The organism is Billgrantia montanilacus, assembly GCF_003336675.1.
Classification (GTDB): Bacteria; Pseudomonadota; Gammaproteobacteria; order Pseudomonadales; family Halomonadaceae; genus Halomonas; species Halomonas montanilacus.
The window spans coordinates 141,851-166,282 of sequence record NZ_QPII01000004.1 but is presented as its reverse complement, the minus strand read 5'-3'; the positions used below and the strand labels follow the sequence as shown (position 1 = coordinate 166,282).

Here is a 24,432-nt window from a genome sequence, read left to right as displayed (position 1 = left end):
AACCATTGGTTGATCTGGGTTACCTGATCTCGCTCTATTGGCCGGAAATGATAATCCCATCTACGTTGATAGATTCATCAGAGGCTGCCTTACATATCGGCAGTCACTGGATGAGCAGATGCCAAGCGCCCTTCGGGCCGATGATACCTTTGAGGGGTGAACCTGGTTCCTTCCAGTTGACGAATACACGCCAGGAGTTCCACATGTCACTGGCCATTCACCACCTCAGTCCCGACGATATCCCACTGATGGAGGCGCTGCTGACGCTGTTCGGCGAAGTCTTCGACGACGAGGACACCTATGGCAAGCATCGGCCCGATGAGGCTTATTTACGCCGACTGCTCGGTGGTGACACCTTCATCGCGCTGACTGCCTCCAAGAATGGCCAGGTTGTCGGCGGTGTTGGGGCCTACGAACTCAGGAAGTTCGAACAGGAGCGCAGCGAGGTATATCTGTACGATCTGGCCGTATCAGCGGCACACCGACGCGAAGGTATCGCCACGGCGCTGATTGAGGAACTCAAGACGATCGCTGCAGAGCGCGGCGCCTATGTCATTTTCGTTCAAGCCGATACGGGCGTCGAAGATGAGCCCGCCATTGCGCTCTACTCAAGACTTGGCCGCCGCGAGGAGGTGCTGCATTTTGACATAGCGGTAAAAGACGAGCAGGACTCCCCTGAGATCTGACTGCCATCCAGCCAATGAGGCAGGGTGAAGGAACAGAGACGATGAAGCTGTGTGCCGTGCAGTATGCCCCGGTAACGGGCGATGTCGAAGGCAACGTGAAGCGCCATGTCGAGTTAATCGAACTGGCTGCGACGCAGGATGCCGAGCTGATCTTCTTTCCGGAGCTATCGCTCACCGGCTACGAACCCACGCTGGCCAGGGGACTGGCCACTCACGAGGAGGACCCACGTCTGGACGTATTCCAGCGCCTGAGCGATGCCCACGCTATCGTGATCGGCGTCGGGCTAACGCTGGTCACGTCAACCAGGCCACAGATCGGCATGGTGGTGTTCCAGCCCCGCGCGGCGCGCCAGGCCTATGCCAAGCAGCACCTGCACGATGACGAGCTGCCCTACTTTTCTTCCGGGGGCGGCCGATGCTCATCGAGACCCGCCAGCACCGCCTGGCGCTTGCGATCTGCTATGAGTCGCTACAGCCCGATCATGTCGCCACATCGGCAAGCCTCGGCGCGGATGTGTACCTGGCCAGCGTCGCCAAGCATGCGCGGGGAATGGATGAAGCCCATGCCTCCTACGCCACCTTCGCCCGCGTACACGCCATGACGATCCTGATGGCCAACTGTGTGGGGCCCTGCGATGGCGACCCCAACGGAGGCGGAGGCCGATCGGCGGCGTGGCTCGATAGCGGTGCACGTGTCGCCGCCCTGGATGGCACACAGGAGAACCTCCTCATGCTCGATACGGCCACCCTGGCCACGAGCGTGCTGGCCCCGGCTTAGCTGGAGCGACGCTGCTTGTAAGCTTTGCTCCTCAGCCCAGCAAACGCTCCAGGGCATTATCCACGTGACTCGACCAGTCGCCCGGAGACATTTCCTGAAAGCCAGCATCGTCAAGTAAGGCTGAGGTCAAATGTCTGAGACTTCAAACAGCCAAATACACTGCCGCATTGGTACCATGCGCAGACTCACGGGCAGCTATACTCGCTGCGTCATGCACGACTTCGACACGCAACCGAACCGAACCATAACGACAGCAAAAAGGTTCTTCCCCATGATCTCTTCCCGGCTGTTCTGCGGGTTGCTCCTTGCCCTGCCAGTAGCGGCAATCGCCGCCGTCAACCCTGCACCGCTGGCAGACGAGGCGATGCGCAAGGCCGAGGTGCTGGAGCAGGTGGTGGCCCCCGATGTGGACGTCACCGAGCCCACGGAACCGCTAAGCGAGCAGGAGGCACAGGTCGTCGATCCGGAGGGCAGCGACCCGCTGGAAGAACCTCTCACCTGCCTGGCACGTTCCATCTACTGGGAAGCGAAGGGTGTGCCGGGCCGCGACATGGAGTCGGTAGCCAATGTGGTGATGAACCGGCTCGCCGACGAGTCATACCCCAACACCATCTGCGACGTGGTGAAACAAGGCTCCGAGCAGCCCCCTTGCCAATTCTCCTGGTGGTGCGACGGACGTCCTGACGAAGTGGTGGAGGACGACGCCTACGAGGTGGCCAAGGAGGTGGCACGTCAGGCGCTCAATCTGGAATTGCCCGACCACACTGGCGGGGCACTCTACTTCCATGATCGCACCGTGGCTCCCCACTGGGCGAACGAGTTTCTGCTGACCGCAGAAACCGAGCATTTCCTGTTCTACCGGCCCTGAAGGTGCTAAGCGATTCGCGGAGCACTCAGGTATGGCGGAATGCCTCCATCACATACCCCACCAGAGCCTCACTGGCCTGGCCGATGCCGGGTCGCTTGACCAGCTCCAATTGGTAATCACCAAGCGGTGGAAGCAGATTCGAGTCGATCCGTCGCAACGGTGGACGAATCAAGCTGAGCGGAAATGGTGACACGGCCAGGTCGGCGAGCATGGCCGCCTCATGGCCTGCACAATGCTCGCAGGTATAAGCGATCCGATAGCTCACCCCGGCATGGTCCAACGCGTCGAGGGCCATCCCGCGCCAGGCACAGCCGTGATGGGCCAGGGCCACGGGCAGTGGCGAGCGCTGAGCAGCGATTCCACCTTCCCGTCCCGCCCATACCAGCGCCTCGCTGTGCACGATCTCGCCGCGTACTTCCTGCCCCGGATTGCCAGCGGTAACCAACACCAGATCAAGGTCGCCAGCATCCAGGCGGGCGAGCATTTCCCGGCTGCTTCCAACCACCACATCGACCTGAACCGCCGGGTGCGAGCGGGCGAACTGCCCCAGCACGCCTGGCAGGATTCGTGTGCCCACATCATCGGTCGTGCCGAAACCGATACGCCCTTCCAAGGAGGGAGACAGAAATTGGGTTACCGCTTCCTCGTTGAGCTTCAGCAGGCGCCGCCCGTAGCCGAGCAGTACCTCCCCTTCCGGCGTGAGCCTGACCTGCCGTGCCTCACGCACGAATAGCGCCTGACCCAGCGTCTCTTCCAGGCGCTTGATCTGCATGCTCAGCGCCGAGGGCGTGCGAAAAACCTGGCGGGCAGCTCGGGTGAAACTGCCACATTCGGCAATGGCGACGAAGGTGCGCAACACATCCGAGTCGAGCAGCGGCAGGGCGCTATTGCCGTTCGGCAGGGTGACAGCTGTCATGGGGAAACCTTTCAATTTTTCTTATAGCACAATGTAGACCTTTTCGTTTGCCTGATCAAACTCGCCAAGCCAAGCTATCCCCAGAGGTCGCGACCCTCCCTTAAACCCTATGAGTGCATGGCAACCGTCCCATATGACGGCTGCCTGCCAGGAGGTGCGACATGAGTCAGTACGAACCGCTTCGCCAGCCCAACTCGGTGGCCGAGAAGCGCCCCACCCCACCGCCCCAGCCGGATTTCTTCATGCCAGCCATGCCCCCGCTGGGGTTGATCCACAAGCTCGAAACCAAGTGGTGGGAGTACCGGCGCCGGCGGCAGTTCCGGCGACGCTTCCTGCCCCTGCTCGCCCATGACGACCATATCCTCGAGGACATGGGCCATCACCGCGACGACATCCTGTGGGCCTCGCGCCTGCCGCTGAAGGAAGACGCCGAGCAGGCGCTGGAGAAGCGTCGGGCAAGTCGCAAGGCAGCATAAGGTGTGCGCCGTTGACAGGGACGATGGCCGACGCCATGGCTTGACCTCAGCTGCACTTGAGGTCGTAGGGTGCTGGCGACATCACTGCAGCGAGGAAAAGAGCATGCGCATCATGATTGTGGGAGCAAGCCAGGGCCTGGGCCGGGCCTTCATCGAGGGGCTGGGTGATAGAGGCGATCAACTGATCGGCGTATCGCGCACCATGCCGGTGCCCTTTCCTGAACGCGCCAACATCGAGATCGACTGGGTTGCCGCCGACCTGGCGTCACCCGAGCGGGCCGCCGCCAGCGTGGCCAAGGCTGTGGTGGAGAACGACGTGGACGTGCTGATCTACAACCTGGGGCTGTGGGAAAGCCGAGCCTTTGAGCCGGAGTATCGCTTCCTGGAAGACAGCCCCTCGGAGATCCAGCGCATGGTCACGGTCAACGTCAGCGGGGCCATCCTGCTGGTCCAGGCGCTGCTACCCGCACTGCTGCGATCCGTCTCCCCGCGCATCATCCTCACCGGCTCGACCTCCGCCCTGCCCGGCCATGGCAGGCCGGAGGTCACCTTCAGTGCCAGCAAGTTCGCCCTGCGCGGCATCGCCGAGGCACTGCGCGCAGGCTTTCGTGACCAGGAACTGGCGGTCACTTGCCTGCAGCTGGGCTATCTCAATACCGAAGACGACCTGGCCGTGCCTCTCGAACGCGCGGCACAACGCGGCCACGGCGAGCTAATCCCCATGCACGACGTGGTGCATATGGTACGCACCCTGCTGACGCTGTCGCCGAGCTCCTGCGTAAAGGAGGTGGTGATGCCCGCGATTGGCGATAAGCGCTTCTAGCAATATTAAACCATATGGTTGACAAAGTATCGCCAACCCGCTATCTAAACCATATGGTTGAATCTAATGAAGCGCATCTGGACGGGGTCTTCCACGCCTTGGCCGACCCCACCCGCCGCCGGCTGCTCGAGCGGCTGGCAGCTGGTGAGCGCAAGGTCGGCGAGCTGGCCGAGCCGTTCCCCATGTCACTGGCTGCCGTTTCCAAGCACGTGCGCGTGCTGGAGCAGGCAGGTCTGGTGGAACGGCGCATCGAAGGACGCGCCCACTACTGTCGGCTGCAACCTCAGCCGTTGGCTGCGGCGGAACAGTGGCTTAGCTTCTACGAAAGCTTCTGGAACCAGCGCTTGAATGCATTGGAAGCGGCGCTGAAGGCTGCACCCAATGGCAAGCCGCCAGAGGAGGAAAAGGCAGATGAACGACGCTAACCACGGCCAGCAAATAGCCGAGGACAGCATTCGCTTCGAGCGCCTGCTGCCGGGGCCCATCGAGCGGGTGTGGGCCTATCTCACAGAGTCCGACAAGCGTGGTCAGTGGCTCGCCCCCGGCACCATGGAAACGCGCCAGGTTGGCTCTTTCGCACTGCACTTCCACAACACCGGGCTCACGCCCGACAGGACGCCGCCCTCCGAAAGGTTTCGCCGCTACGACGGCAGTTTCACGACGAATCACCAGGTGCTGCGCTGCGAGCCACCCCACGTGCTTGCCTGGACCTGGGGCGGGGGCAACGAAGCCCCGTCGGAGGTGACCTTCGAGCTCAGCGAGGCCGGCGATCAGGTGCGCTTGGTGGTGACCCATCGCCGCCTCGCCGATGACGACACCATGGTCAACGTAGCCAGCGGCTGGCATACCCATCTCACCGTTCTGGAAGGCGTGCTGCAGGGCCGCCGCCCCGCCCCTTTCTGGCCCACATTCGAACACCTCGAGGAGGAGTACCGATGCCGCATCATGTCACCCCGCACCTGATGTTCGACGGCAACGCCGAGCAGGCCATCATGTTCTACACTTCGCTGTTCGAGGCGGCCGACATCGTCCAGCTCGAGCGCTATGGCCCTGGCGAGCCAGGTGAGGAAGGCAGCGTCAAGCAGGCCGAATTCACCCTGGCGGGCCGTCGCTATCTCTGTATCGACAGCCCGGTAAAGCATGACTTCACGTTTACGCCTTCGATATCGCTGTTCGTCGAGTGCGAAAGCGCCGGAGAGTTCGAGCGCCTGTACGAGCAGTTGTCGGAGCAGGGCCAGACGCTGATGCCACCCGACGACTACGGCTTCAGCACGCGCTTTGCCTGGCTCAACGACCGCTTCGGCGTGTCGTGGCAGCTCAACCTGGCTTGAATGGAGGCACACCATGGCGACACTGCATCACCAGGTATGGATAGATGCCCCGGAAGAAAAGGTTTACGAGGCATTGGCCAGTGCGGACGGCCTCGCCCAGTGGTGGGCGCCTCATACCGCCAGCGAGACGGATGAAGGCCTGGTCCTGGCCCACAGCCCGGGACCGGCCCATGGCGACGTGCAGATGAAGGTTCTGGAGCGCACGCCCCACCGGCGGATCGAGTGGGAGATCATCAGCACTCACCCGACGTCCAGCCCCGCCTCCGCCTGGACGGGCACCCGCATCGTCTTCGAGCTTGCCACCCAGCCCAGTCCCGGCCACTGGCTGGGAATGGATAACGCGGGCCAGCCAATGACAGTGCTGAACTTCCGGCACGCCGGCTGGGATGCGAACAGCGACTTCCTGGGCTTCTGCAACTACGCCTGGGGGATCACCCTGGACATGCTGAGACAGTGGTGTGAGTCACAGGATTGATCGAGACCTGCCACGTCACGGGAGGAGCCAGCAGTGAATGATTCCCACACCCCCCTGCCCCCTATCGTCTCGATGGACGAGTGGCAGGCTGCACTCGAGCGCCAGATCGCCAAGGAAAAAGCGCTGACCCGCGCTCGTGACCGATTGAACGCCGAGCGCCGCCGGCTTCCCATGGTGAAGGTGGAGAAGGAGTACACCTTCGAGGGGCCCAGGGGAGCGGCCAGCCTGCTCGACCTGTTCGAGGGGCGCCGCCAGCTGATCGTCTACCATTTCATGTTCGGCCCCGACTGGGAGGCCGGCTGCGACGGCTGCTCCTGGGTGGTGGACGCCATGACCCACCCCGCCCACCTGCACGCCCGCGACACCACCCTGGTGCTGGTCTCCCGTGCATCGAGGGAAAAGCTTCTACGCTATCAGGCTCGCATGGGCTGGCAGCACCCGACGTGGTACTCATCGCTCGGTAGCGATTTCAACCAGGACATGGGCGTGACGAGCTGCAACTGTCATGCTCCCGACACCGATCGCGGCGAGCGGCATGGCATCAGCGTCTTTCTACGCGACGGTCAGCAAGTGTTTCGCACCTACTTCACCGGCAAGCGCGGCGTGGAATACCTCGGCAGCCTGTGGACCTACCTGGACCTGACGCCCTACGGTCGCCAGGAGAGCTGGGAGGACTCACCGGCGGGCTGGCCGCAAACACCGCCCTACGTGTGGAACCGTCGCCACGACGAGTATGAGACGTGACCCGCTATAGTAAGGGCACACGATATCCTGACATGGGTGGGTCGACTCAATGGATAAAGGATACCTGTTTGGCGACGCCTATCAGCCAAGCCAGATCGCACGACGCGTGGAAAGCATGGGTGTGGCCAAGGCCCGCGCGGACGCCCTGACCCTGCTGGTACTGGCCGTGCTCGCCGGTGCCTTCATTTCTCTCGGCGCCCTCCTGTTCACCGTCATCATGACTGATTCCGGTCTGGGTTTCGGTGTGACCCGCCTGCTCGGTGGACTGGGATTCTGCCTCGGCCTCGTACTGGTGGTGATTGGCGGCGCCGAGCTGTTCACCGGCAACAATCTGCTAGCCATGGCCTGGGCGAGCCAGTTGATCACTACCCGCGAGGTGCTGAGGAACTGGGGGCTGGTCTATTTAGGCAACGTGATCGGCTGCCTGGGTACGGTGCTCCTGGTGGTGTGGGCCGACATTGCCAGCCTTGGCGGGGGCAACGTGGGGGAAACAGCGCTTCAGATCGCCCGCGGAAAGGCAGCGCTCTCCTTTAGCGAGGCCTTCGCTCGAGGCATCCTGTGCAACGTGCTGGTATGCCTGGCGGTATGGCTGGCGATGGGTGGCCACAGCGTCACCGACAAGATCCTGGCCATTCTGCTGCCGATCAGCGCCTTCGTGACCCTGGGCTTCGAGCATTCGATCGCCAACTGGTTCTTCCTGCCGCTCGGACTCGCCCTGGATGGGCAAGCGACGGTGACGCTCACAGGCTCGCTCGTCAATCTCGTGGTGGTCAGTGCCGGCAATATCGTCGGTGGTACCCTGCTGGTCGCCGGCGTGTATTGGCTCGCTTACCTGCGCACCCCGGATAAGCCGGATGATCGTCCCTCATGAGTTGCCATCTTTCTCACGCTCATGCCAATCCTGGACTCAAAAGGAGAACTCGTGAAAGGAAGCTGCCTGTGCGGCGCCGTTGAGTACGAAGTGGATCAGCTCGACATGCCGATCATCCATTGCCACTGCCGCACCTGCCAGAAAGCCCATGCGGCTCCGTTTGCTGCCACCGCTGGCGTGCTGCGCACTCACTTCCGCTGGTTGAAGGGGAACGACGCACTCGCCGCCTTCGAGTCTTCACCAGGCAAACTGCGTCACTTCTGCTCGCACTGTGGCTCCCATTTGATGGCCGAACGCCCCGGTCAGCCGCATGTCATCTTGCGTGTTGCTACCCTCGATAACGATCCTGGGTCGAAGCCGGTCCAGCATATCTGGTGCTCACACGATGTATCATGGCTGCACGATGAGAAGGCAGCCGAGCACTACCCGCAGGGACAACTTGATCTACCCTGAATTTCACCTCACCGGGGTGGAGCAGGCGACAAGCGCCGGCGCCACGATCACCAAACCCGCTCACGAGACCTTCTGGGGCGGCTATGCCGGTTATTTCCAGGGCCCCGACTACCATCTGTGGGAAGTGGCCTGGAACCCTGTCTGGGAAATCGAGGAATGATGAGGAGTACGGAAACGCCATGAAGACCATCGGCCTGCTCGGCGGCATGAGCTGGGAATCCACCGCCAGCTACTATCGCGCGCTCAACGAGGGCGTTAAAGCCGCCCTGGGCGGGCTGCACTCAGCCAAGTTGTGCCTGTACAGCGTCGACTTCGCCGAGATCGAGCGGCTACAGCACGCCGGCGACTGGGACGCCACCGCCGAGATCCTGAGCCAGGCTGCCCGCAACGTGGAGGCCGGCGGTGCGGACTTCCTGCTGATCGGCACCAACACCATGCACAAGGTCGCTCCGCAGGTTGCCGAAGCGGTCTCGATTCCGCTGCTGCACATCGCCGACGCCACGGCACAGCGCCTGGCCGGCGACGGTATTTGTCGCGTCGGCCTGCTCGGCACCCGCTTCACCATGGAGCAGGACTTCTACAAGGGGCGTATCGCCGAAGGATTTGACATCGAGGTGCTGGTGCCCGACGAGGCTCAGCGCGACCTCGTACACGAGGTGATCTACCACGAGCTGTGCCTGGGCCAGGTAATGGAGGCGTCGCGGCAGGGCTATCTGGAAATCATCGAGTCGCTACGCGAGCAAGGCGCCGAGGCGGTGATCCTCGGCTGTACCGAAATCGCCCTGCTGGTGCAGCAGAGCCATACCGCGGTGCCGCTCTACGACACCACGGCCATTCACGCCGAGGAAGCGGTGAAGTGGGCACTACAGAGATAGGCTTGAGCTGAAAAGTCTTCGAGCGAAGGCCAGGCTAGGCCCGTTCCCTAGGGGCCATCGCACTTCCCACATCCCTGTGGGTCGCAAGGCAAAAATCAGCGTGAAGACGGACCGGGCTCGCGTGCGAGTTTACAAGCTGTAAATGAGTACTTTGAGCTGATTTTTAACGCCGTATGGCCAAGCGCAGAAACTTTTCGGCCAAGCCTAGGCGTAGGTGTTGATGTGGGTGCCCACCATGCCATCGTTGGCCAACTGCGGCGCCACAGAAGCCGAGGCCATCAGGGCGGCGACCTGGTCCTTCTGCATGTCCAGGGCTTCCTTGTAGACCTCCAGCTGCGCCTGCTGCGCGGCCTGGGCCTGCTGCATGACCAGCGACTGGCCCACGATGGTGTTGACGGCTGAATCCATGTCCTTCGCTCCTTTCTTGGTTCTTCTGTTACCCCACGCTAGCAGCGAACGTGACCAATGGCAAAAACGCGGCCCACGGAAGCGGGCCGCCTTCATTTAAACTGTATTCAGGGCCGGGCCGTAGCCAATGGCCGCGTTCTCACTCCCATCACGATCATCAGCGCGGCAAGCAACAGTACGGCACCGCTGGCGGCGAATACGTTGAGGGCGCCGCCCAGATCGAAGATGAGGCCGCCCATGGCGGCACCGGTGGCAATCGCGAAGTTGATGGCGGCTACCAGCAGGCCGCTGGCGCTTTCGGCTTCGTCGGGTACCGTGCGGGTGAGCCAGGTCGACCACGCCACCGGGATGGCGCCGAAGGCCAGCCCCCACATTGCCACCAGCGCGGCATCGGTGGCCGGCGTGCTTTCCAGCAACACCAATGATACCCCGAGCGTTCCCATCAGCAGCGGCATCGCGATCATGGTCAGGCGCAAGCTGCGTTCGACCATCCAGCCGCCCAGGTAGTTACCCACGAAGTTGGCCACGCCGAAACCCAGCAGGATGGCGGCCACACCGTTCACACCAACGCCCGTCACGGTCTCCAAAAACGGGCGGATGTAGGTGAAGAAGGCAAAATGACCGGTAAAGACCAGGGCTGCGGCCAGCATGCCCAGGCCGACTCGTGGCCGCATCAGCACGTCGAACAGGGTGCGCAGGCGAGTCAGGCCGGTCGGCGCCATGCGCGGCAGGGTCATGAACTGCACTGCCAGCGCCAGAAGCCCCAGCAGCGCCGCCATGCGGAACACATCGCGCCAGCCGAGCAGATCGCCGAAGTAGCTGCCCAGTGGTGCAGCGGCAATGGTCGCCGCAGAAACGCCGCTGAACATGATCGACAGCCCCCGCGGTACCAGGTCCTCGGGCACCAGACGCATCATGGTGGCGATCGACATGGTCCAGAAACCACCCAGGGCCAGCCCCAGCAGCACACGCCCGAGCAGCAGGATCGTCAGGCTCGGTGCGAAGGCCACCACCAGGTTCGAGGCCACCAGCAGCATCGAAAATCCCAGCAGGACATAACGCCGGTCGATTCGCCGGGTGGCGGTGGAGATCAGCAGGCTGGTCAACAAAGCCACCGCCGCGGTGACCGTTACCGCCTGGCCCGCCATGCCTTCGGTAATGCCCAGGTCCGCCGCCATGGGCGTGAGCAGGCTGGCGGGCAGGAATTCTGCCGTCACCAGCCCAAACACGCCGAGGGCCATCGAGATGACCGCCCCCCAAGCGGGCCTGGCCCGCTGTGACAACTCGTTCATCGTTCGTTCTCCTTTCCTAGAGAAGCGTTCGTCAGGAACGAGAAGACTAGAGGAGTCGCATCGGACGATCTATGCTAGATACTCTTGAATACTTGATCATTAATCCGAACCGAATATAAGCAACCGATGTAACGAACTGCGAGGAGCGCGAGATGCCAAAGCCGGAACTAGCCAGCGACCTGGTAAGCGAACTGCTGCTCGGCATGCGGCTGCGCGGCATTGCCTACCGCCGCATTCAGCTCTCGCCGCCCCTCGGGGTCGAGTTCGGCAAGGTGGAAGGCTGGGCCCAGTTCCACTTCGTGGCGCGCGGCCCCGTCTACCTGCGCAGCCCGAGCGGCAGCATCCATACCCTCTCGACGGGCGATGCCCTGCTGCTGCCGCGCGGCGGCCCCCATGCCCTGCTCTCCACGCCCGACCAGCCGGCCCTGGACATCGCCGCCTTCGAGAGCGCCAAACTGTGCGAGGCGGTCAGCGCGATCCGCGCCTGCCCGCAGGGTTGTACCCTCGATGGTGCCCTGACCTTCAGCGGTTGCATGGAGTTCGACCTGGGCAGCATGCACGCCCTGGTCTCATTGATGCCCGAGGTGATGTACGTCGGCACCCTGCTGGAACGGCATCCCGAAATCCTGCCCATGCTGGAGGCGATGGAGCGCGAGGCGAAGAGCGAGCGTGCAGGCTTCGCCGCCATTCTGGCTCGGCTCGCCGACGTCGTGTCCGCCTTCATCGTGCGTGGCTGGGTGGAGTGCGGCTGCGGCGATGCCAGTGGTTGGATTGCGGCGCTGCGCGACCCACGCCTGGGCCGCGTCATTGCCGCCCTGCATCGCGAGCCGGGGCGCAACTGGACGGTGGCGGAACTCGCCGCCGAGATGGGCAGCTCGCGCTCGGTATTCGCCGAGCGCTTCCTGGCGGTGACGGGAATGACGCCACACCGCTACGTGACCGAGCTACGCATGCGCCTGGCAGCCCAGTGGATCGGCCGGGAGCGACAGCCCATCGAAACCGTGGCCTTTCGTCTGGGCTACGGTAGCGCGGCTGCCTTCAGCCGCGCCTTCAAGCGCATCCACGGCTACCCGCCCGGCGTCCTGCGCCAGCAACGCGAAGCCGGCATCGATGCTGTCCCGAGTGCCTCGGCCCAAAGGGAGCCTATGAGCGAGACGCTCGCCAGCGATGCAGTGTTTTCAAGCTAGGCAGCAGCATTGGCGTCGAGGCCCGATAAGCGAGATAGCGATCACCAAAGGCCCTGACCAGGCTACGTTCCTCGAAGTGGATGCCGATGACTATGTAGAGTGTCATGCCAGCCGCAAACAGCAGATGGCCAACGGTCATGTGGGGGGGCGCCCAGAACGCTAACAGGAGTCCCAACATCAGCGGATGACGCACGATACGGTGCAACCCTGGCGTACGAAAACCGACCTCGCAGAAGGCTCTGCCACGAAGATGTCGATAGGCCTGACTGAGACCCAGCAACTCCCCATGGCTGATCAGGAAGGTGGCATGTACCACCAGTGCCCACCCCAGGCCGAACAGGACCCACAGTGCCACGGCTCCGCCGCCCTCAACCAGCCACAGCGTTTGCGGTAACGGTCGCCAGCCCCAGTACAACAGGCCAAGCATGAGGGATGACAGCAGCACATAGGTACTGCGCTCCATCGGTTCCGGCAGCCAGCGCCGACACCAGCGCTTGAAGCCTTGGCGCGCCATGAACGAATGCTGCGCGCCGAACAGCAGGATGAGACCGGCATTGATCAGCAGTGCCAACCCCGTTTCGCTGACGGGGCCACGATTCAGCGTTCGAGGCACAAGGAAATCGGCCGTAAAGCCAATCAAATAGACGGAACACAGCCAGAACAATAGATAGGCTCCTGCTGCATAAAGCATCGTTATCCAACGCATCGTCATCTCCTGGTTGGTATGGATTGGCATCCTTGAAGGATGGGAGAGTCGGATCGCGACAAGGCCGTTTACTGTTTAAACTCGAGATGAATCGCTGCGCAACGACGCCACCCCTGCCCTGCCACTCCTGACTCGGCATCAGCTTGCCTGGCTGGCGTCGCCTGTACGTCTCCTGGCCATGCCTCACTGACTGCCATCTTGAGAGGACGAAAGTGTGCCGCTGAACCTTTTCCTGTTTGGCTATCCTCGTCTGGAACAACAAGGCCAAACCGTGCCGATCAAGTTGCGCAAGGGGCTGGCGCTGCTGGCCTATCTCGCCATGGTCGGCAAGCCCCTCAGTCGCGACCGGCTGGCGGAGCTGTTATGGCCCGAGGCACCCGCCGGAGACGGTCGGGCCTGCTTGCGTCGTACCCTGCATCGACTGGTACGTCAGCTCGACGACGGCATGTTCATCACGACACCGCAAACCATCGCTCTTGCGCCCAGCGTCGTGGCCTCGGCCGATGCCGTCGCCTTTCGCGACTTGCTTGAACGGCACGGCGGGCGATTATCCACGAAAGAGGGGTTCGCCGCGTTACGTCATGCGAGCACTCTGTATGTCGACGACTTTCTCCTGGGCTTCCATATCCCCGAGTGTCAGGACTTCGCAGACTGGCAGGCACGGGTAACCGAGGAGCTGCGCCAAGCATTCGGCGAAGCGCTGACACAATTGGCGCATGCCGCAGCCGCGGCCGACGACTACGAGGCGGCCATCGCCCATGCAAATCGAAGGCTGGCGCTCGACTCCCTGCACGAGCCAACTTCTCAATTGTTGATGCGGCTACATGCGGAATCAGGGCAACCTGCAGCCGCCCTACGCCGGTACGAAGAGTGTCGCGAAATACTCATGCGGGAGCTCGGGGTCAGGCCACAGGCGAGCACCGAGAAGGTCCGTCAGGCGATTGCGCATGGCGACTTTCCCCTCCCCATCGTGCCGATGAGCGCACCGACACCGGTCAGATATGTGGTCAGCGACGGAGTCCACGTTGCCTATCGGTTGTATGGGGCGGGTCCGCTGACCCTCGTGGCCCTACCTGGCTTCGTATCGCATCTCGATTTCTATTGGGATCAGCCGGAGCTTGCCAGTTTCATGCAGGCGCTCGGGCGCATGGCCAGGGTGGTGTGCTTCGACAAGCGTGGCGTGGGGCTATCCGACCGTATCGACTATGCGGCAACACCGCAGCATACGGCGCGGGACCTCTTGACCATCCTTGATGCGGAGAGCATCGAGAAGGCGGTATTGCTGGGCGTTTCGGAGGGCGGCCCGGCTGCCCTTGCCCTGGCCGCATCCTCACCGTCACGAGTCACAGGATTGATCCTCTACGGCACCTTGGCCCGCGCTATACGAGCGGACGACTACCCATGGGGCTACCCACAGGAGAGCTACGATGCCCACGTCGACGCACTGATCGACGACTGGGGCGGGCCCGCCTGCATCGAACGCTTCGCCCCCGGCTGGGCACACGATGTCGAACGGCGCGCCTGGTGGGCCCGAGCACTTCGGCTCGCGGCCAGTCCTGCCACGGTAAGACAGGTCTTCGAGGCGCTGAAGACGATCGATGTGCGGCCTCTGCTCGTAGCGATCGATTGCCCCACCCTGGTGCTGCATCGACGCGACGACAAGGCGGTCCCGGTCGAGCACGGTCGTTTCCTGGCCAGCGCTATTCCTAACGCACAATGGGTAGAACTCCCCGGTGACGATCACTGGTGGTGGGTCGGAGATACCAGCGCTCTCCTGCACCACCTGAACGTTTTTCTAGGCACTCTGGCAGGAACGCTTCGCAACACCTGAAAGGACGACCAGGGGACGCCACAGGTTTTATATCCCAAGACTCCTGACCCATGAAACGGAGTCTCCCCATGCCTTATGTCGTCAACCACCCCGTCAAGATTCACTTTCAGCAAATTGGAGAGGGTCCACCGCTGGTCCTTCAGCACGGTTTCAGCGACAGCATTTCCGGCTGGTATGAAGCGGGCTGGGTAAAACGGCTCGGACGTCATTTCCGGCTGATCATGATCGATGCTCGCGGGCACGGTTTCAGTGACAAGCCGCATTCGCCGACGGCCTACGAGCTCGGCCATCGCGTTGCTGACATACTGACCGTCATCGACACGCTTGGACTCGAACGCGTGCACTACCTCGGCTACTCGATGGGCGGCTGGATCGGCCTTGGCCTGGCCGATACGGCACCGCACAGGCTGCTTTCCATGGCCCTTGGCGGCATCCATCCCTATGGCCAGGACATGAGCCATTACCGAACCGGCGTCGCCGGCGGCATGTCTCGCTGGGCAAGGCTCGTGCAGCAGGCCGCGGGAGGCCACATGACGGATAGTGGCTTACGGAGAATTCAAGCCAACGATCCACAAGCGCTCGCTGCCGCGGTGGCATACGACCGGCCAGCGCTTGCGGGTATCGCCAACAAGCGGCACTGCCCTTGCCTGCTGTTCGTTGGCGAGAACGATCCCCTCTTGCCGCAGGTGGAGCGTTTCTCCAGTGAGCTTCCCGAGACACGCCTGGTACGTATCGACAATGCCGATCACGTTCAGACTTTCTACGCTGCCGAAAGATTGGCACCTGCTATTCTGGCGCACATCAAGCGCAACGAATTGCCTGCCAGCGTATGAAGCGCAGGTACAGCCGATCTCCAGGCCTCGCTGATAGCCCTGGTTTCGTAGAGGCAATTTCTGGCTATGGGAGCCCCGATGAACGAAGCCCAGTCGCTGCAACAGGCCATTGATGAACCGGTGCATTTGATGGACTACGATCCCGTCTGGCCGGCACGCTTCGACGCTGAGCGCACTCGTCTGCTCGAGCGCTTCCCCGACGATTTGCTCGACGTTCAGCACATCGGCAGCACCGCCATTTCCGGCATGCCGGCCAAGCCTATCATCGACGTCATGGCCGGTGTCGCCTCCATGGCCATGGCCGATGCCCTGTTCGACCCACTGCTCGATTACGGCTACGTGACATCACAAGAGTTCAACGCCAGCCTGACCGACCGCCGCTGGTTCATGCGCCATGCCAACGGCCAGCGCACCCACCATCTGCATGTAGTGGTCCACGACGGTGACCTGTGGAACAAACGGCTGGCCTTTCGCGACACCCTGCGCAGCGATGCGGCACTGTCCGCACGCTACGCCGCCCTGAAGCGCGAACTGGCCTCCTGCCACCGGGAAGATCGCGAGGCCTACACCCGGGCCAAGGGGGATTTCGTGCGCTCGATCGTCGAGACGGGCTGACATCGCTCGACATCACCCTGGAGGAACTCGCCATCGAGTCGTTCTTCCCTGCGGACGCGGCCACCCAGGAAGCGCTACAGCAATTGGCCGCGGCCTCACCCGACTAGAGTGACAGGCAGATCTTGCCGAAGTGGCGACCTGCCTCCTCGTGGCGGAAGGCGTCGGCTATCTCCTCAAGCCCGAAGGTGCTGTCGATGAGCGGGCGTACGCCGCTGGCCTCGATGCCCCGCACCATCTCCTGCTGGTGGATGCGGCTGCCGACAATCAGCCCCTGCAGGCGCGCCTGCTTGGCCATCAGCTTGGCCGTGGGAATCTCACCACCGCGACCGGTCAGCACCCCTATCAGCGAAATGTGGCCGCCAATGCGCACGGCATCGATGGACTGCGGCAGGGTGCCGGGGCCGCCGACCTCGATCACGTGGTCGACGCCCCGGCCACCGGTCAGTGCCTTCACCTTCTTGCCCCACTCAGGCTCCGCCTTGTAGTTGAGGGTGTGGTCGGCGCCAAGCTCCTTGAGCTTTTCGATCTTCTCATCCGAGGAAGACGTGGAGATCACGCGCGCGCCCATGGCCTTGGCGAATTGCAGGGCGAAGATGGAAACGCCGCCGGTGCCCAGGGTGAGCACCGTATCGCCCGCCTTGAGGTTGCCGTCTACCACCAGCGCACGCCAGGCGGTAAGCCCCGCAGTGGTCAGGGTGGCGGCCTCTTCGTGGCTGTAGCCCTTCGGCGCATGGGTGAACCAGGTTGTTGGATGGATCACCCGCTCACGGGCATAGCCGTCGACGCCGTCGCCGGGTGTGGTCTTGAAATCGCCGACCCGCGCCGGGCCGTCGAGCCAGTAGGGAAAGAAGGTGGAGACGACCGCATCGCCCACGGCGAACTCATCGACACCTTCGCCGACCGCCTCGACCACGCCGGCCCCATCCGACATGGGGATGCGACCGTCCTCGGTGGGGATCATGCCGGATACCACACCGTAGTCGTGGAAGTTGAGCGAGCTTGCTTTCACCCGCACGCGGATCTCACCCGGCCCCGGCTCGCCGGGCGCCTCGCGCTCGACGACTTGCAGCTGGTCCAACCCACCACCACTGCCTAATGTCACAACCTTCATGGCGTACTCCTTCTTGATCCTAAAAATGAGCGTGCTAAGAGACTAGCGCAACATGCCGGCGACAGGTCAAGCAATGGCTCGCTGCATGAAACCCGCCAGCGCTTCCAACTGCGGCATGCGCAGCGTCCAGTCGTCACCGCCTCCTTCGAGACTGCTCCCTTCAAGATAGCCGCGCCGCGCCAGCGCCATCTCGGCCTGGAGCTCCGGGGGCAGGCGCTCCAGCGCCCAGGCAGCGGCCACATCCTTGGAGGTAGGCGCCTCGCCACGTACCCTGGCACGGCGCTTCCAGGCACAGACGGGTATGGGCTTCGCCGCCTGGCGACAGCAGGCCAGACTGCTCGCCGCCCTGCCTATGCTGGCGGCAGGGCGTTCGGTCACGGTCGTGTCCCAGGAGGTCGGCTACGAATCGCCGAGCGCCTTCATCGCCGCCTTTCGTCGCAGCCTCGGGGCCAGCCCGGGGCGCTATTTCAATACATCCTTGGCCTCCTCTGCCTGGTGACCTAGTGTAGATAAGAGTTCTGTTACTAAGTGGAACAGAATCCTTACGCCCCTGATCACAGGTATTGCCATGGATGCGCATTCCTCACGAGGAGCGGCCGGCTTGGCCGTCACCGTTCTCGCCGTCGTTCTGCTACTGCTCGGCCTGGCAATGTCGCTGGGTGGTGCTTACCTGCTCTATCTCGGCGGTACGATCTACTTTCTCCTGGCCGGCATAGCCACACTGGTGGCTTCCGTCATGCTCATGCTTGGTTTGCCATCGGGGGTGTGGCTCTATGCGGTAACCGTGGCGGGCACCTTCATCTGGTCGCTGTGGGAGATCGCGAGCAAAGGCTGGATGCCGGTCTGGCACATCGACCTGATGGCACGTACCGGGTTCATGGCCGTCCTGCTGGCCATCGCCCTGTTGCTGCTGCCCGTGTTGTACCGCCGCGGCTATTACCAGCCCACCCTGCCCTATGCCGGCCCGTTGCTCGGCGTGCTGATCATCGCCGGCTACATTGGGTCCGTGCTGTGGCTCGTTTTCGACTCCGGCCCTGATGCTCCCACGACGGTAGCCGCCGAGGAGATCCGTCAACAGAGAGCCCCGGACGACACCGACTGGATTGCCTACGGCGGCACCAACCTGGCCCAGCGCTTCTCGCCGGCCGACCAGATCACACCACATAACGCCGATCGGCTGAAGGTGGCCTGGGAGTTCAACACCGGCGACAAGCCGCCCAGCGATGCAGCCCCCTACGCCTTCCAGAATACGCCGCTGAAGATCGGCAACAGCCTCTATGTCTGCACTCAGAGCAACCAGGTGTTCGCCCTCGATCCGGGCACCGGCGAGCAGCAGTGGCACTTCGACCCGGAAGTGGCGGTGGAAGCGCAGGAGCACGTGTTCTCGACTGCCTGCCGTTCGGTGGCCTATTTCGAAGCGCCTGAGCCCCTTGAGGAGTGCCCCCACCGCCTGCTGCTGGGCACCCTGGATGGCCGCCTGATGGCCCTGGACGCCGAGAATGGTTCACCGTGTAACGAGTTCGGCGAAGACGGCACCGTGAATCTTAACGATCGCATGGACCCACAGGCGCTGGGGCTGGTCTCCAACACCGCCGGCCCTACCGTAGTGAACGGTATCGTGGTGGTGGGCCATCAGGTTACCGACAACCAGCGCCGCGATGCGCCTTCCGGCGCCGTGCGTGCCTACGATGCCATCACCGGTGAATGGCAGTGGACCTGGGACGCGGTATGGACCACCCCTGACCAGCAGCCGCCGGAGGACGAGGTCTATCCCCGCGGCACACCCAACGTCTGGACGGCGATCTCGGCCGACGAGGAATTGGGACTGGTCTATCTGCCCACCGGCAATCCCACCAATGACCAGTACGGCGGCGATCGCCGCCCCGAGGAGGACGAATTCACCGCCACGCTGGTAGCGGTGGAGGCCGACAGCGGCGAAGTGCGCTGGAAGTTCACCACGGTGCTGCACGACCTGTGGGACTACGACCTGGGTGCTCAGCCTGCACTGATCGACCTCCCCACTGCCGACGGGTCACGCCCCGCCGTGATCCAGGCGACCAAGTACGGGCAGGTGTTCGTCCTCGACCGGGCCACCGGAGAGTCCTTGCTACCCATTGAGGAGCGCCCGGTGCCCCAGGGAACCATCGAAGGCGACTGGACGGCGGAGCAGCAACGCTTCTCGCCAGGCTTGCCCGACTTCGGCTCACTACCGGGCCGTGAGGTCGAGCACTTTACCGGCGCGTACACCTGGGGTACCACACCGATCGACCATCTCTACTGCCGAATCCAGTTCGAGCGCATGCGCTACGAAGGCATGTTCACCCCACCGACCCTCGACCATCCCGGCGGAATGCTGCAATTTCCGGGTATTCTCGGCGGGATCAACTGGGGTAGCGCCGCCTTCGATCTCGAGAACGACATGATGATCGTCAATAACAATCGCATGCCGTCGCGGGTGGTGCTCTATCCCCGCGAGGAAGCCGACGAAATGGAGAACATCGCGCCGATCGGTGAAGTCGATGCCAGCTATATCGATCAGGAAGCGCAACCCATGCTCGGCGCGCCGGTAGCGGCCGAGCGCGGCGCCTGGCTTTCGCCGCTGGACATGCCCTGCGCTGCCCCGCCCTGGGGCTTTATCAGCGCCACCAACCTCGCCACCGGCGAACTGGTCTGGTCGCGCCCGATCGGCACCAGCTTCGACCAGGGCCCCTGGGGTATCCCCTCACGCATGAAGATGACCGTGGGGGCGCCCACCAGCGCCGGTCCGGTCACGACCGCGGGCGGTGTGACCTTTATCGGCGCCACCATGGATGACTATATTCGCGGTTTCGATAACACCACCGGCGACATGCTGTGGGAGGCACGCCTGCCTGCAGGCGGCCAGGCGACACCGATGACTTACATGCACGAGGGGCGCCAGTACGTGGTGATCGCCGCGGGCGGCGCCTTTCAGGCCGAGACCAGCCTGGGCGACAGCGTGATGGCCTATGCCCTGCCCGAGGAGTGAGCTCGGCTGGCCGGCTGGCCCGCCAGGCAGGATGCGCATGTGATTACGGCCTCCGCCACGAAAGCCATGAAGGCCCGAATGCGCGCCACCCGGCGCAGGTCGGGGTGGGTCAGCAGCCACAGGTCGGTGGCGAGTTCGGGAATCGGCTCACCGAGGCGCGTAAGCGCCGGCTCAGCGTCAGCCAGGTAGCAGGGCAGCACGGCGCGGCCCAGCCCGTCGCGGGCGGCGGCCAGCATGCCGAACATGGTGTCGACACGGTAGCGGCAGCGCTCGTTCGCGCCGTTTTCGGCCATCCACGCATCGAGCGCAGCATAGCCCAGGTGGCGATCCGGCCCAACCCAGGCATCGCTGTCGTTATCGGCGCGGGCATAGACCGCCTGGGCAATGGAGCCGACCCGCCGCCCCACCAGGTGCTCGGGCGGCGACAACGAGGGCCGCACCGCCACATCGGCATCCCTGTGGGAGAGATTGAACAGCTGGTTGGAGACCGCGATCTCGAGGGTGATCTCGGGATGAGTACGCTGGAAATCGGCGAAGATCGGCGACAGCAGTCCCATCAGCAGCGTGTCCGTAGTGGTCACTCGAATGCTGCCGGAGAGACGCAGGTCGCGCCCCGCCACGCGCCGCTCGGCGCCGTGCACCTCCGCCGCCACACGGGCGGCTGTAGCCGCCAGGTCCTCCCCCGCCGCCGTGGGCGTATAACCCGTACGCGAGCGCTCGAACAGCGCCACGCCCAGGCGCTTCTCGATGGCATTCAGCCGACGGAACACCGTGGCGTGGCTGGCCCCCAGGCGCCGCCCGGCGCCCGAGAGCGAACCCGCCTCGGCAATGGCCTGTACCACGCGCAGGTCGTCCCAGTGCAAAGCCTGTTCATTCATGCAAGATTCATTGTCATTTCTGGGTAATTTTAGTTCGTTTTCGTACAGCATAGCCTGAGGGCATGCACCGTAGCCAACGAACCGGAGCCCTGTAATGAGTCGTCCCCACCCACAAGCCCTGATCGTGTTCTGCCACCCCGAACCCCACTCCTTCAATGGCGCCATGAAAGATGTTGCCGTCAAGACCTTGCAACGCCAGGGTTACAGCCTCGAGGTCTCGGACCTCCACGCCGAAGGCTTCGATCCGGTGGAGGGAGCAGCGCACTACCCCGAGCGGGCCGAGCTCGCCACCTTCTTTCCGCTCACCGAGCAGCGCCACGCCTTCGAGAGCGGCACCCTGCCCGCCGACGTGCAGCGCGAGATCGAGCGGCTCGAGCGAGCCGACCTGGTGATCCTGCAATTCCCGCTGTGGTGGCACGCCCAGCCGGCGATGCTCAAGGGCTGGTTCGACCGGGTGTTCGTCTACGGCGGGCTCTACTCCGGCCGGATGCGCTACGACCGCGGGCGCTTTCCGGAGAAGCGGGTGATGCTCTCGGTGACCACCGGCGCCCCGGCGCCCACCTTCACCCGACACGGTCGCAGCGGCCATATTGTGGCGCTGCTGTGGCCGATCCACTATTCACTCTACTACCTCGGCGTCAGCGTACTGCCGCCCCAGGTCACCTACGGCGTTCAGGGCGGCGGACTGAGCTACGAAGCAGAGGCGACATTCCGCCAGCGCCTGGAGGCCGAGAAGGCGGCCTGGGCGCAACGGCTGGAAGGGCTCGACAATGAGGCGCCGATCTCCTTCGCCGGCTGGGACGACTGGGACGAGCAGGGCATGCTCAAGGCGGGGCATCCCGATTTCTGGCAGCTGTGAGACGCCCCATGCCTTGCCGACTTCACGGTGCCATCCGCTCCAACAGCGGCTGAATGGCCACCTGACGCGGCTCACCATCGAAGTCGTCCTGAACCAGCTCCGCGGCCCGCCGCTCTAGGTAGCGCCCCGCACCGTCGACCTCGGCGATGCGCTGCATGTCGGCCAGTGCCTCGATCAGCTGCGGTGTCAGGCGGTCGAGCACCGGCCGGACCTCCTCGGCCAGGTCGGGCGGGTCGGCGAACGGCGGCCGGCCCTCCTGGAGCCACTGATGGTGCAGCCGCCGCTGTATCTGCTTGCTGGCGGAGAACTGCTTGTCGAAGAAAGCCCGGGCAAAGGTTTCGTCGACGCCGGCAGTCGCCGCATCCTCCTCTACCTGATCGAGTATCTGGGCCTCTCGCTCCGGGGCCTCGATGGCAGCGCCGGAATTCCATTTCGATTGCGCCACGATAGGCGCCACGTCGAGCCGCTCATCGATCAATTGCAGCATATGGTCGATAGCCAGCTTGTCCTCGTCAGGCGGCTCCGGCGGCTGGGTCTGGCAGCCAGCCAGGAGAAGAAGCACCACCATAGCCATGATCACGGGCAACGAGGCGAGGGTCCTTGTTCTGTAACGGCGCATCGAGGCAACTCTCTTTCGCAGGGGGTTCCGAGCCATTGTGGCAGCGAATAACGAAATCGGCCTCCCGTAAGGCGAGAAAGACCCGCGTCCTGGAACACTTCTTCTACGGAACCCACTTCTGCTGGTTCCGCAGCACTAAAGTTGAGGCCGTCCAGGCCGATAGAGAAGTTAACGCATCATTGTACAAAGATTATACGCAAAAATCCTTGAATACAATGAATCGCTAATACTGACTCGCACCGCTAGAGGGACTCAGATGTCTCAGCCAGCCTTTACCATCCAGCGTCATCATCAACGTACCGATCAGATGATGTGGATGCCCGCTTTCGCTCACCTGTTGCTGTGTCTAGGAGTCGGGCTCGCCACCGGCACACTGGGCATTGCCGTGATATTTGCAGTGACGGCTTTCCCGCTGGCTGCGCTGGTTCAATGGAAACTGCCCGGCCATGTCGTCAATGGCTTCACCAAGGCGGCACTGTTCATGGGCTTATCGATGCTTCTGATCGAGCAGAGTGGCGGCATGATCGAGGCGCACTTCAGTATCTTCATCATGCTGGCGGTGCTCATCCTCTATAGTGACTGGCGGGTCATTGCTTTCGGTGGCCTGGTCATCGCGATACATCATGTGCTCTTCACCTGGCTGCAATATGGGGGGCATGTCCATCTCTACCAGAGCATTGGCAGCCACGGGGAAGAAGCCAGCCTGTTTGCCTGCTTGCTGATGCATGCCGGCGCAGTGGTGGCCCAGGTAGTGGTGCTGGGTTTCCTGGCCCGTGAGCTGCGTCGTATGGTGGACGACAGCCTGACGGTCTGCGAATTCGCCGAAACCGCCAGCGAAGGCCGGCTAGACATGCCGTTTTCCGCCACACAGCTGGGGCGGCCCGCCATTGCCGCCATTGGCAACATGCAAAAGAAGTTGACCGGCACCTTACGCAAGGCACGCGATGCAGCAAAACAGGTCAATTCGCTGGGTGATGGCCTGTTTCAGGCTCACGACAGCGTGCGCAGCCAGGCGAGTCACAATACCGCACAGGTAGAGCGCGTTTCCGCTGCCGCCACGGAGATGGCAGCGACGACCCGTGAGAGTGCCGAAAAAGCCTCGCTGGCCAGACACCTGGCTAGCGAGGCCGAACTCGCTGCCAAGAGCGGTGGAGCAAAGGTCGCCTCGCTGCGCGACGCGATGCAACTACTGGAGGAAAATGCCAGAAACATTTCCAGCCTGCTGGGGGAGATCGACAACATTACTTTCCAGACCAACCTGTTGGCGCTGAATGCCTCTGTTGAGGCCGCGCGGGCCGGTGAGCACGGACGCGGTTTTGCCGTGGTGGCAAGTGAGGTTCGCACACTGGCACAGCGAACCAGCGACACTGCCGGCAGGATCCGAGAGCGCGTACAACAGACCGAAGCGGGCGTACGCAGCAGCGTGCAACAGACCCAGGATGTCGACCAGACCATGCAGCAGGTCATGGAAACGTTCAGGGAGGTCGCATCACGCCTCGCCGAGATCGACCACGCCACCTCTCAGCAACACCTCGGCATCGAAGATCTCGACGCTAGCGTCAATGAAATGCAGTCTTCGATCCAACACTCTGCGCACTCACTGGAAGATGCCCATCAATTAGCCGAGCATCTGGCACAAGTGGCGACTTCGCTCATGACCTCCATCAACGAGTTCACGTTCTACGAAAGCAATACCCAGCTAACCACGGCAAAGCGCGATCAGCCAGCAGGTCAGGCGCCCTCTTCCGCCTCCTTCCATGCTCCCGCACTGGTGTCATGATTGGTCTAGC

The 24,432-nt window shown here is 63.1% G+C and carries 30 protein-coding genes and 1 pseudogene; 23 read left to right on the top strand and 8 right to left on the bottom strand.

Annotated features, from left to right (window positions below):
• The first annotated feature begins 203 nt into the window (after window positions 1–203).
• From DU505_RS07785 to DU505_RS07775, 4 genes and pseudogenes are all read left to right on the top strand, one after another.
• Window positions 204–686 (top strand): AAC(3)-I family aminoglycoside N-acetyltransferase, encoded by a 483-nt coding sequence (locus DU505_RS07785; protein ID WP_114478428.1) that lies wholly within the window; start codon window positions 204–206, stop codon window positions 684–686.
• A 14-nt stretch (window positions 687–700) separates the two neighbouring features.
• Window positions 701–1,084: pseudogene (locus DU505_RS23030) on the top strand (carbon-nitrogen hydrolase family protein); the annotation flags it as partial.
• Between the two features lie 17 nt (window positions 1,085–1,101).
• Window positions 1,102–1,464 (top strand): carbon-nitrogen hydrolase family protein, encoded by a 363-nt coding sequence (locus DU505_RS23025; RefSeq protein WP_340148260.1) that lies wholly within the window; start codon window positions 1,102–1,104, stop codon window positions 1,462–1,464.
• A gap of 271 nt (window positions 1,465–1,735) precedes the next feature.
• Window positions 1,736–2,332 carry a cell wall hydrolase gene (locus tag DU505_RS07775; protein WP_114478427.1) on the top strand — a complete coding sequence of 199 codons (597 nt, stop codon included), beginning with the start codon at window positions 1,736–1,738 and terminating at the stop codon, window positions 2,330–2,332.
• A 25-nt stretch (window positions 2,333–2,357) separates the two neighbouring features.
• On the opposite strand, the gene DU505_RS07770 is transcribed toward DU505_RS07775, so the two are convergent.
• Window positions 2,358–3,248, bottom strand: a complete 891-nt coding sequence (locus DU505_RS07770; protein WP_114478426.1) for a LysR family transcriptional regulator — start codon at window positions 3,246–3,248, stop codon at window positions 2,358–2,360.
• Window positions 3,249–3,409: 161 nt separating this feature from the next.
• Between DU505_RS07770 and DU505_RS07765 the strand changes: the two genes are divergently transcribed.
• The 11 genes from DU505_RS07765 (at window position 3,410) to DU505_RS07715 (ending at window position 9,296) form a co-directional block, all read left to right on the top strand.
• Entirely contained in the window at window positions 3,410–3,724 is a 315-nt protein-coding gene (locus tag DU505_RS07765) for a hypothetical protein (RefSeq protein WP_114478425.1), read from the top strand.
• A 103-nt stretch (window positions 3,725–3,827) separates the two neighbouring features.
• A complete protein-coding gene (locus tag DU505_RS07760; RefSeq protein ID WP_114478424.1) occupies window positions 3,828–4,547 on the top strand; it encodes an SDR family NAD(P)-dependent oxidoreductase in 720 nt (239 codons plus the stop codon).
• 53 nt (window positions 4,548–4,600) lie between these two features.
• Complete coding sequence (locus tag DU505_RS07755; RefSeq protein WP_114478423.1) at window positions 4,601–4,972, top strand: ArsR/SmtB family transcription factor; 372 nt, start codon at window positions 4,601–4,603, stop codon at window positions 4,970–4,972.
• Window positions 4,959–5,510, top strand: a complete 552-nt coding sequence (locus tag DU505_RS07750) for an SRPBCC family protein (RefSeq protein WP_114478422.1) — start codon at window positions 4,959–4,961, stop codon at window positions 5,508–5,510. The genes DU505_RS07755 and DU505_RS07750 overlap by 14 nt, the downstream gene beginning before the upstream one ends.
• On the top strand, window positions 5,483–5,878 hold the full coding sequence (locus DU505_RS07745) for a VOC family protein (RefSeq protein WP_114478421.1): 396 nt from the start codon (window positions 5,483–5,485) through the stop codon (window positions 5,876–5,878). Before DU505_RS07750 ends, DU505_RS07745 begins: the two co-directional genes overlap by 28 nt.
• A gap of 13 nt (window positions 5,879–5,891) precedes the next feature.
• Entirely contained in the window at window positions 5,892–6,353 is a 462-nt protein-coding gene (locus tag DU505_RS07740) for an SRPBCC family protein (protein WP_114478420.1), read from the top strand.
• A gap of 33 nt (window positions 6,354–6,386) precedes the next feature.
• Complete coding sequence (locus tag DU505_RS07735) at window positions 6,387–7,097, top strand: DUF899 domain-containing protein (RefSeq protein WP_245947815.1); 711 nt, start codon at window positions 6,387–6,389, stop codon at window positions 7,095–7,097.
• A gap of 49 nt (window positions 7,098–7,146) precedes the next feature.
• A complete protein-coding gene (locus tag DU505_RS07730) occupies window positions 7,147–7,968 on the top strand; it encodes a formate/nitrite transporter family protein (RefSeq protein ID WP_114478419.1) in 822 nt (273 codons plus the stop codon).
• A 51-nt stretch (window positions 7,969–8,019) separates the two neighbouring features.
• Window positions 8,020–8,421, top strand: coding sequence for a GFA family protein (locus DU505_RS07725; protein WP_234292367.1), 402 nt, complete (start codon window positions 8,020–8,022; stop codon window positions 8,419–8,421).
• Window positions 8,408–8,581: a VOC family protein gene (locus tag DU505_RS07720; RefSeq protein WP_220250460.1), complete on the top strand. Its 174-nt coding sequence runs from the start codon at window positions 8,408–8,410 to the stop codon at window positions 8,579–8,581. Before DU505_RS07725 ends, DU505_RS07720 begins: the two co-directional genes overlap by 14 nt.
• A gap of 19 nt (window positions 8,582–8,600) precedes the next feature.
• Window positions 8,601–9,296 (top strand): aspartate/glutamate racemase family protein, encoded by a 696-nt coding sequence (locus DU505_RS07715; protein ID WP_114478417.1) that lies wholly within the window; start codon window positions 8,601–8,603, stop codon window positions 9,294–9,296.
• A gap of 204 nt (window positions 9,297–9,500) precedes the next feature.
• Here the strand turns inward: DU505_RS07715 and DU505_RS07710 are convergent, their stop codons facing one another.
• Together DU505_RS07710 and DU505_RS07705 are read right to left on the bottom strand one after the other, a co-directional pair.
• Window positions 9,501–9,704, bottom strand: coding sequence for a putative motility protein (locus tag DU505_RS07710; protein WP_114478416.1), 204 nt, complete (start codon window positions 9,702–9,704; stop codon window positions 9,501–9,503).
• A 107-nt stretch (window positions 9,705–9,811) separates the two neighbouring features.
• Window positions 9,812–10,996 carry an MFS transporter gene (locus DU505_RS07705; protein ID WP_114478415.1) on the bottom strand — a complete coding sequence of 395 codons (1,185 nt, stop codon included), beginning with the start codon at window positions 10,994–10,996 and terminating at the stop codon, window positions 9,812–9,814.
• 152 nt (window positions 10,997–11,148) lie between these two features.
• Between DU505_RS07705 and DU505_RS07700 the strand changes: the two genes are divergently transcribed.
• Window positions 11,149–12,183 (top strand): AraC family transcriptional regulator, encoded by a 1,035-nt coding sequence (locus DU505_RS07700; RefSeq protein WP_114478414.1) that lies wholly within the window; start codon window positions 11,149–11,151, stop codon window positions 12,181–12,183.
• On the opposite strand, the gene mddA is transcribed toward DU505_RS07700, so the two are convergent.
• On the bottom strand, window positions 12,140–12,889 hold the full coding sequence (mddA, locus tag DU505_RS07695) for a methanethiol S-methyltransferase (protein ID WP_220250458.1): 750 nt from the start codon (window positions 12,887–12,889) through the stop codon (window positions 12,140–12,142). The two genes, DU505_RS07700 and mddA, sit on opposite strands and share 44 nt — an antisense overlap.
• A gap of 214 nt (window positions 12,890–13,103) precedes the next feature.
• On the opposite strand from mddA, the gene DU505_RS07690 reads away from it, so the two are divergent.
• The 3 genes from DU505_RS07690 to DU505_RS07680 all read left to right on the top strand — a co-directional run bounded on the left by DU505_RS07690 (window position 13,104) and on the right by DU505_RS07680 (window position 16,168).
• Window positions 13,104–14,720: a bifunctional AfsR/SARP family transcriptional regulator/alpha/beta hydrolase gene (locus tag DU505_RS07690; protein WP_114478412.1), complete on the top strand. Its 1,617-nt coding sequence runs from the start codon at window positions 13,104–13,106 to the stop codon at window positions 14,718–14,720.
• Between the two features lie 68 nt (window positions 14,721–14,788).
• Window positions 14,789–15,553, top strand: a complete 765-nt coding sequence (locus tag DU505_RS07685; RefSeq protein ID WP_181872759.1) for an alpha/beta fold hydrolase — start codon at window positions 14,789–14,791, stop codon at window positions 15,551–15,553.
• A gap of 78 nt (window positions 15,554–15,631) precedes the next feature.
• Window positions 15,632–16,168 carry a GrpB family protein gene (locus tag DU505_RS07680; RefSeq protein WP_114478410.1) on the top strand — a complete coding sequence of 179 codons (537 nt, stop codon included), beginning with the start codon at window positions 15,632–15,634 and terminating at the stop codon, window positions 16,166–16,168.
• 103 nt (window positions 16,169–16,271) lie between these two features.
• Here the strand turns inward: DU505_RS07680 and DU505_RS07675 are convergent, their stop codons facing one another.
• Complete coding sequence (locus DU505_RS07675; protein WP_114478409.1) at window positions 16,272–17,279, bottom strand: zinc-dependent alcohol dehydrogenase family protein; 1,008 nt, start codon at window positions 17,277–17,279, stop codon at window positions 16,272–16,274.
• A 66-nt stretch (window positions 17,280–17,345) separates the two neighbouring features.
• Window positions 17,346–17,657 carry an aminoglycoside adenylyltransferase domain-containing protein gene (locus DU505_RS22820; protein WP_114478408.1) on the bottom strand — a complete coding sequence of 104 codons (312 nt, stop codon included), beginning with the start codon at window positions 17,655–17,657 and terminating at the stop codon, window positions 17,346–17,348.
• Here DU505_RS22820 and DU505_RS22815 point away from each other — a divergent pair.
• Together DU505_RS22815 and DU505_RS07660 are read left to right on the top strand one after the other, a co-directional pair.
• Window positions 17,581–17,778, top strand: coding sequence for a helix-turn-helix domain-containing protein (locus tag DU505_RS22815; RefSeq protein WP_114478561.1), 198 nt, complete (start codon window positions 17,581–17,583; stop codon window positions 17,776–17,778). The two genes, DU505_RS22820 and DU505_RS22815, sit on opposite strands and share 77 nt — an antisense overlap.
• Before the next feature lie 102 nt (window positions 17,779–17,880).
• Window positions 17,881–20,286 carry a membrane-bound PQQ-dependent dehydrogenase, glucose/quinate/shikimate family gene (locus DU505_RS07660; RefSeq protein ID WP_245947813.1) on the top strand — a complete coding sequence of 802 codons (2,406 nt, stop codon included), beginning with the start codon at window positions 17,881–17,883 and terminating at the stop codon, window positions 20,284–20,286.
• Here the strand turns inward: DU505_RS07660 and DU505_RS07655 are convergent.
• Window positions 20,265–21,164 carry a LysR family transcriptional regulator gene (locus DU505_RS07655; RefSeq protein WP_114478406.1) on the bottom strand — a complete coding sequence of 300 codons (900 nt, stop codon included), beginning with the start codon at window positions 21,162–21,164 and terminating at the stop codon, window positions 20,265–20,267. The genes DU505_RS07660 and DU505_RS07655 overlap by 22 nt on opposite strands.
• A 94-nt stretch (window positions 21,165–21,258) precedes the next feature.
• On the opposite strand from DU505_RS07655, the gene DU505_RS07650 reads away from it, so the two are divergent.
• Window positions 21,259–22,023: an NAD(P)H-dependent oxidoreductase gene (locus DU505_RS07650; protein ID WP_114478405.1), complete on the top strand. Its 765-nt coding sequence runs from the start codon at window positions 21,259–21,261 to the stop codon at window positions 22,021–22,023.
• A 22-nt stretch (window positions 22,024–22,045) separates the two neighbouring features.
• On the opposite strand, the gene aroQ is transcribed toward DU505_RS07650, so the two are convergent.
• Entirely contained in the window at window positions 22,046–22,642 is a 597-nt protein-coding gene (aroQ, locus tag DU505_RS07645) for a gamma subclass chorismate mutase AroQ (RefSeq protein ID WP_245947811.1), read from the bottom strand.
• A gap of 256 nt (window positions 22,643–22,898) precedes the next feature.
• Between aroQ and DU505_RS07640 the strand changes: the two genes are divergently transcribed.
• Window positions 22,899–24,422, top strand: coding sequence for a methyl-accepting chemotaxis protein (locus DU505_RS07640; RefSeq protein WP_114478403.1), 1,524 nt, complete (start codon window positions 22,899–22,901; stop codon window positions 24,420–24,422).
• Window positions 24,423–24,432 lie beyond the last annotated feature (10 nt).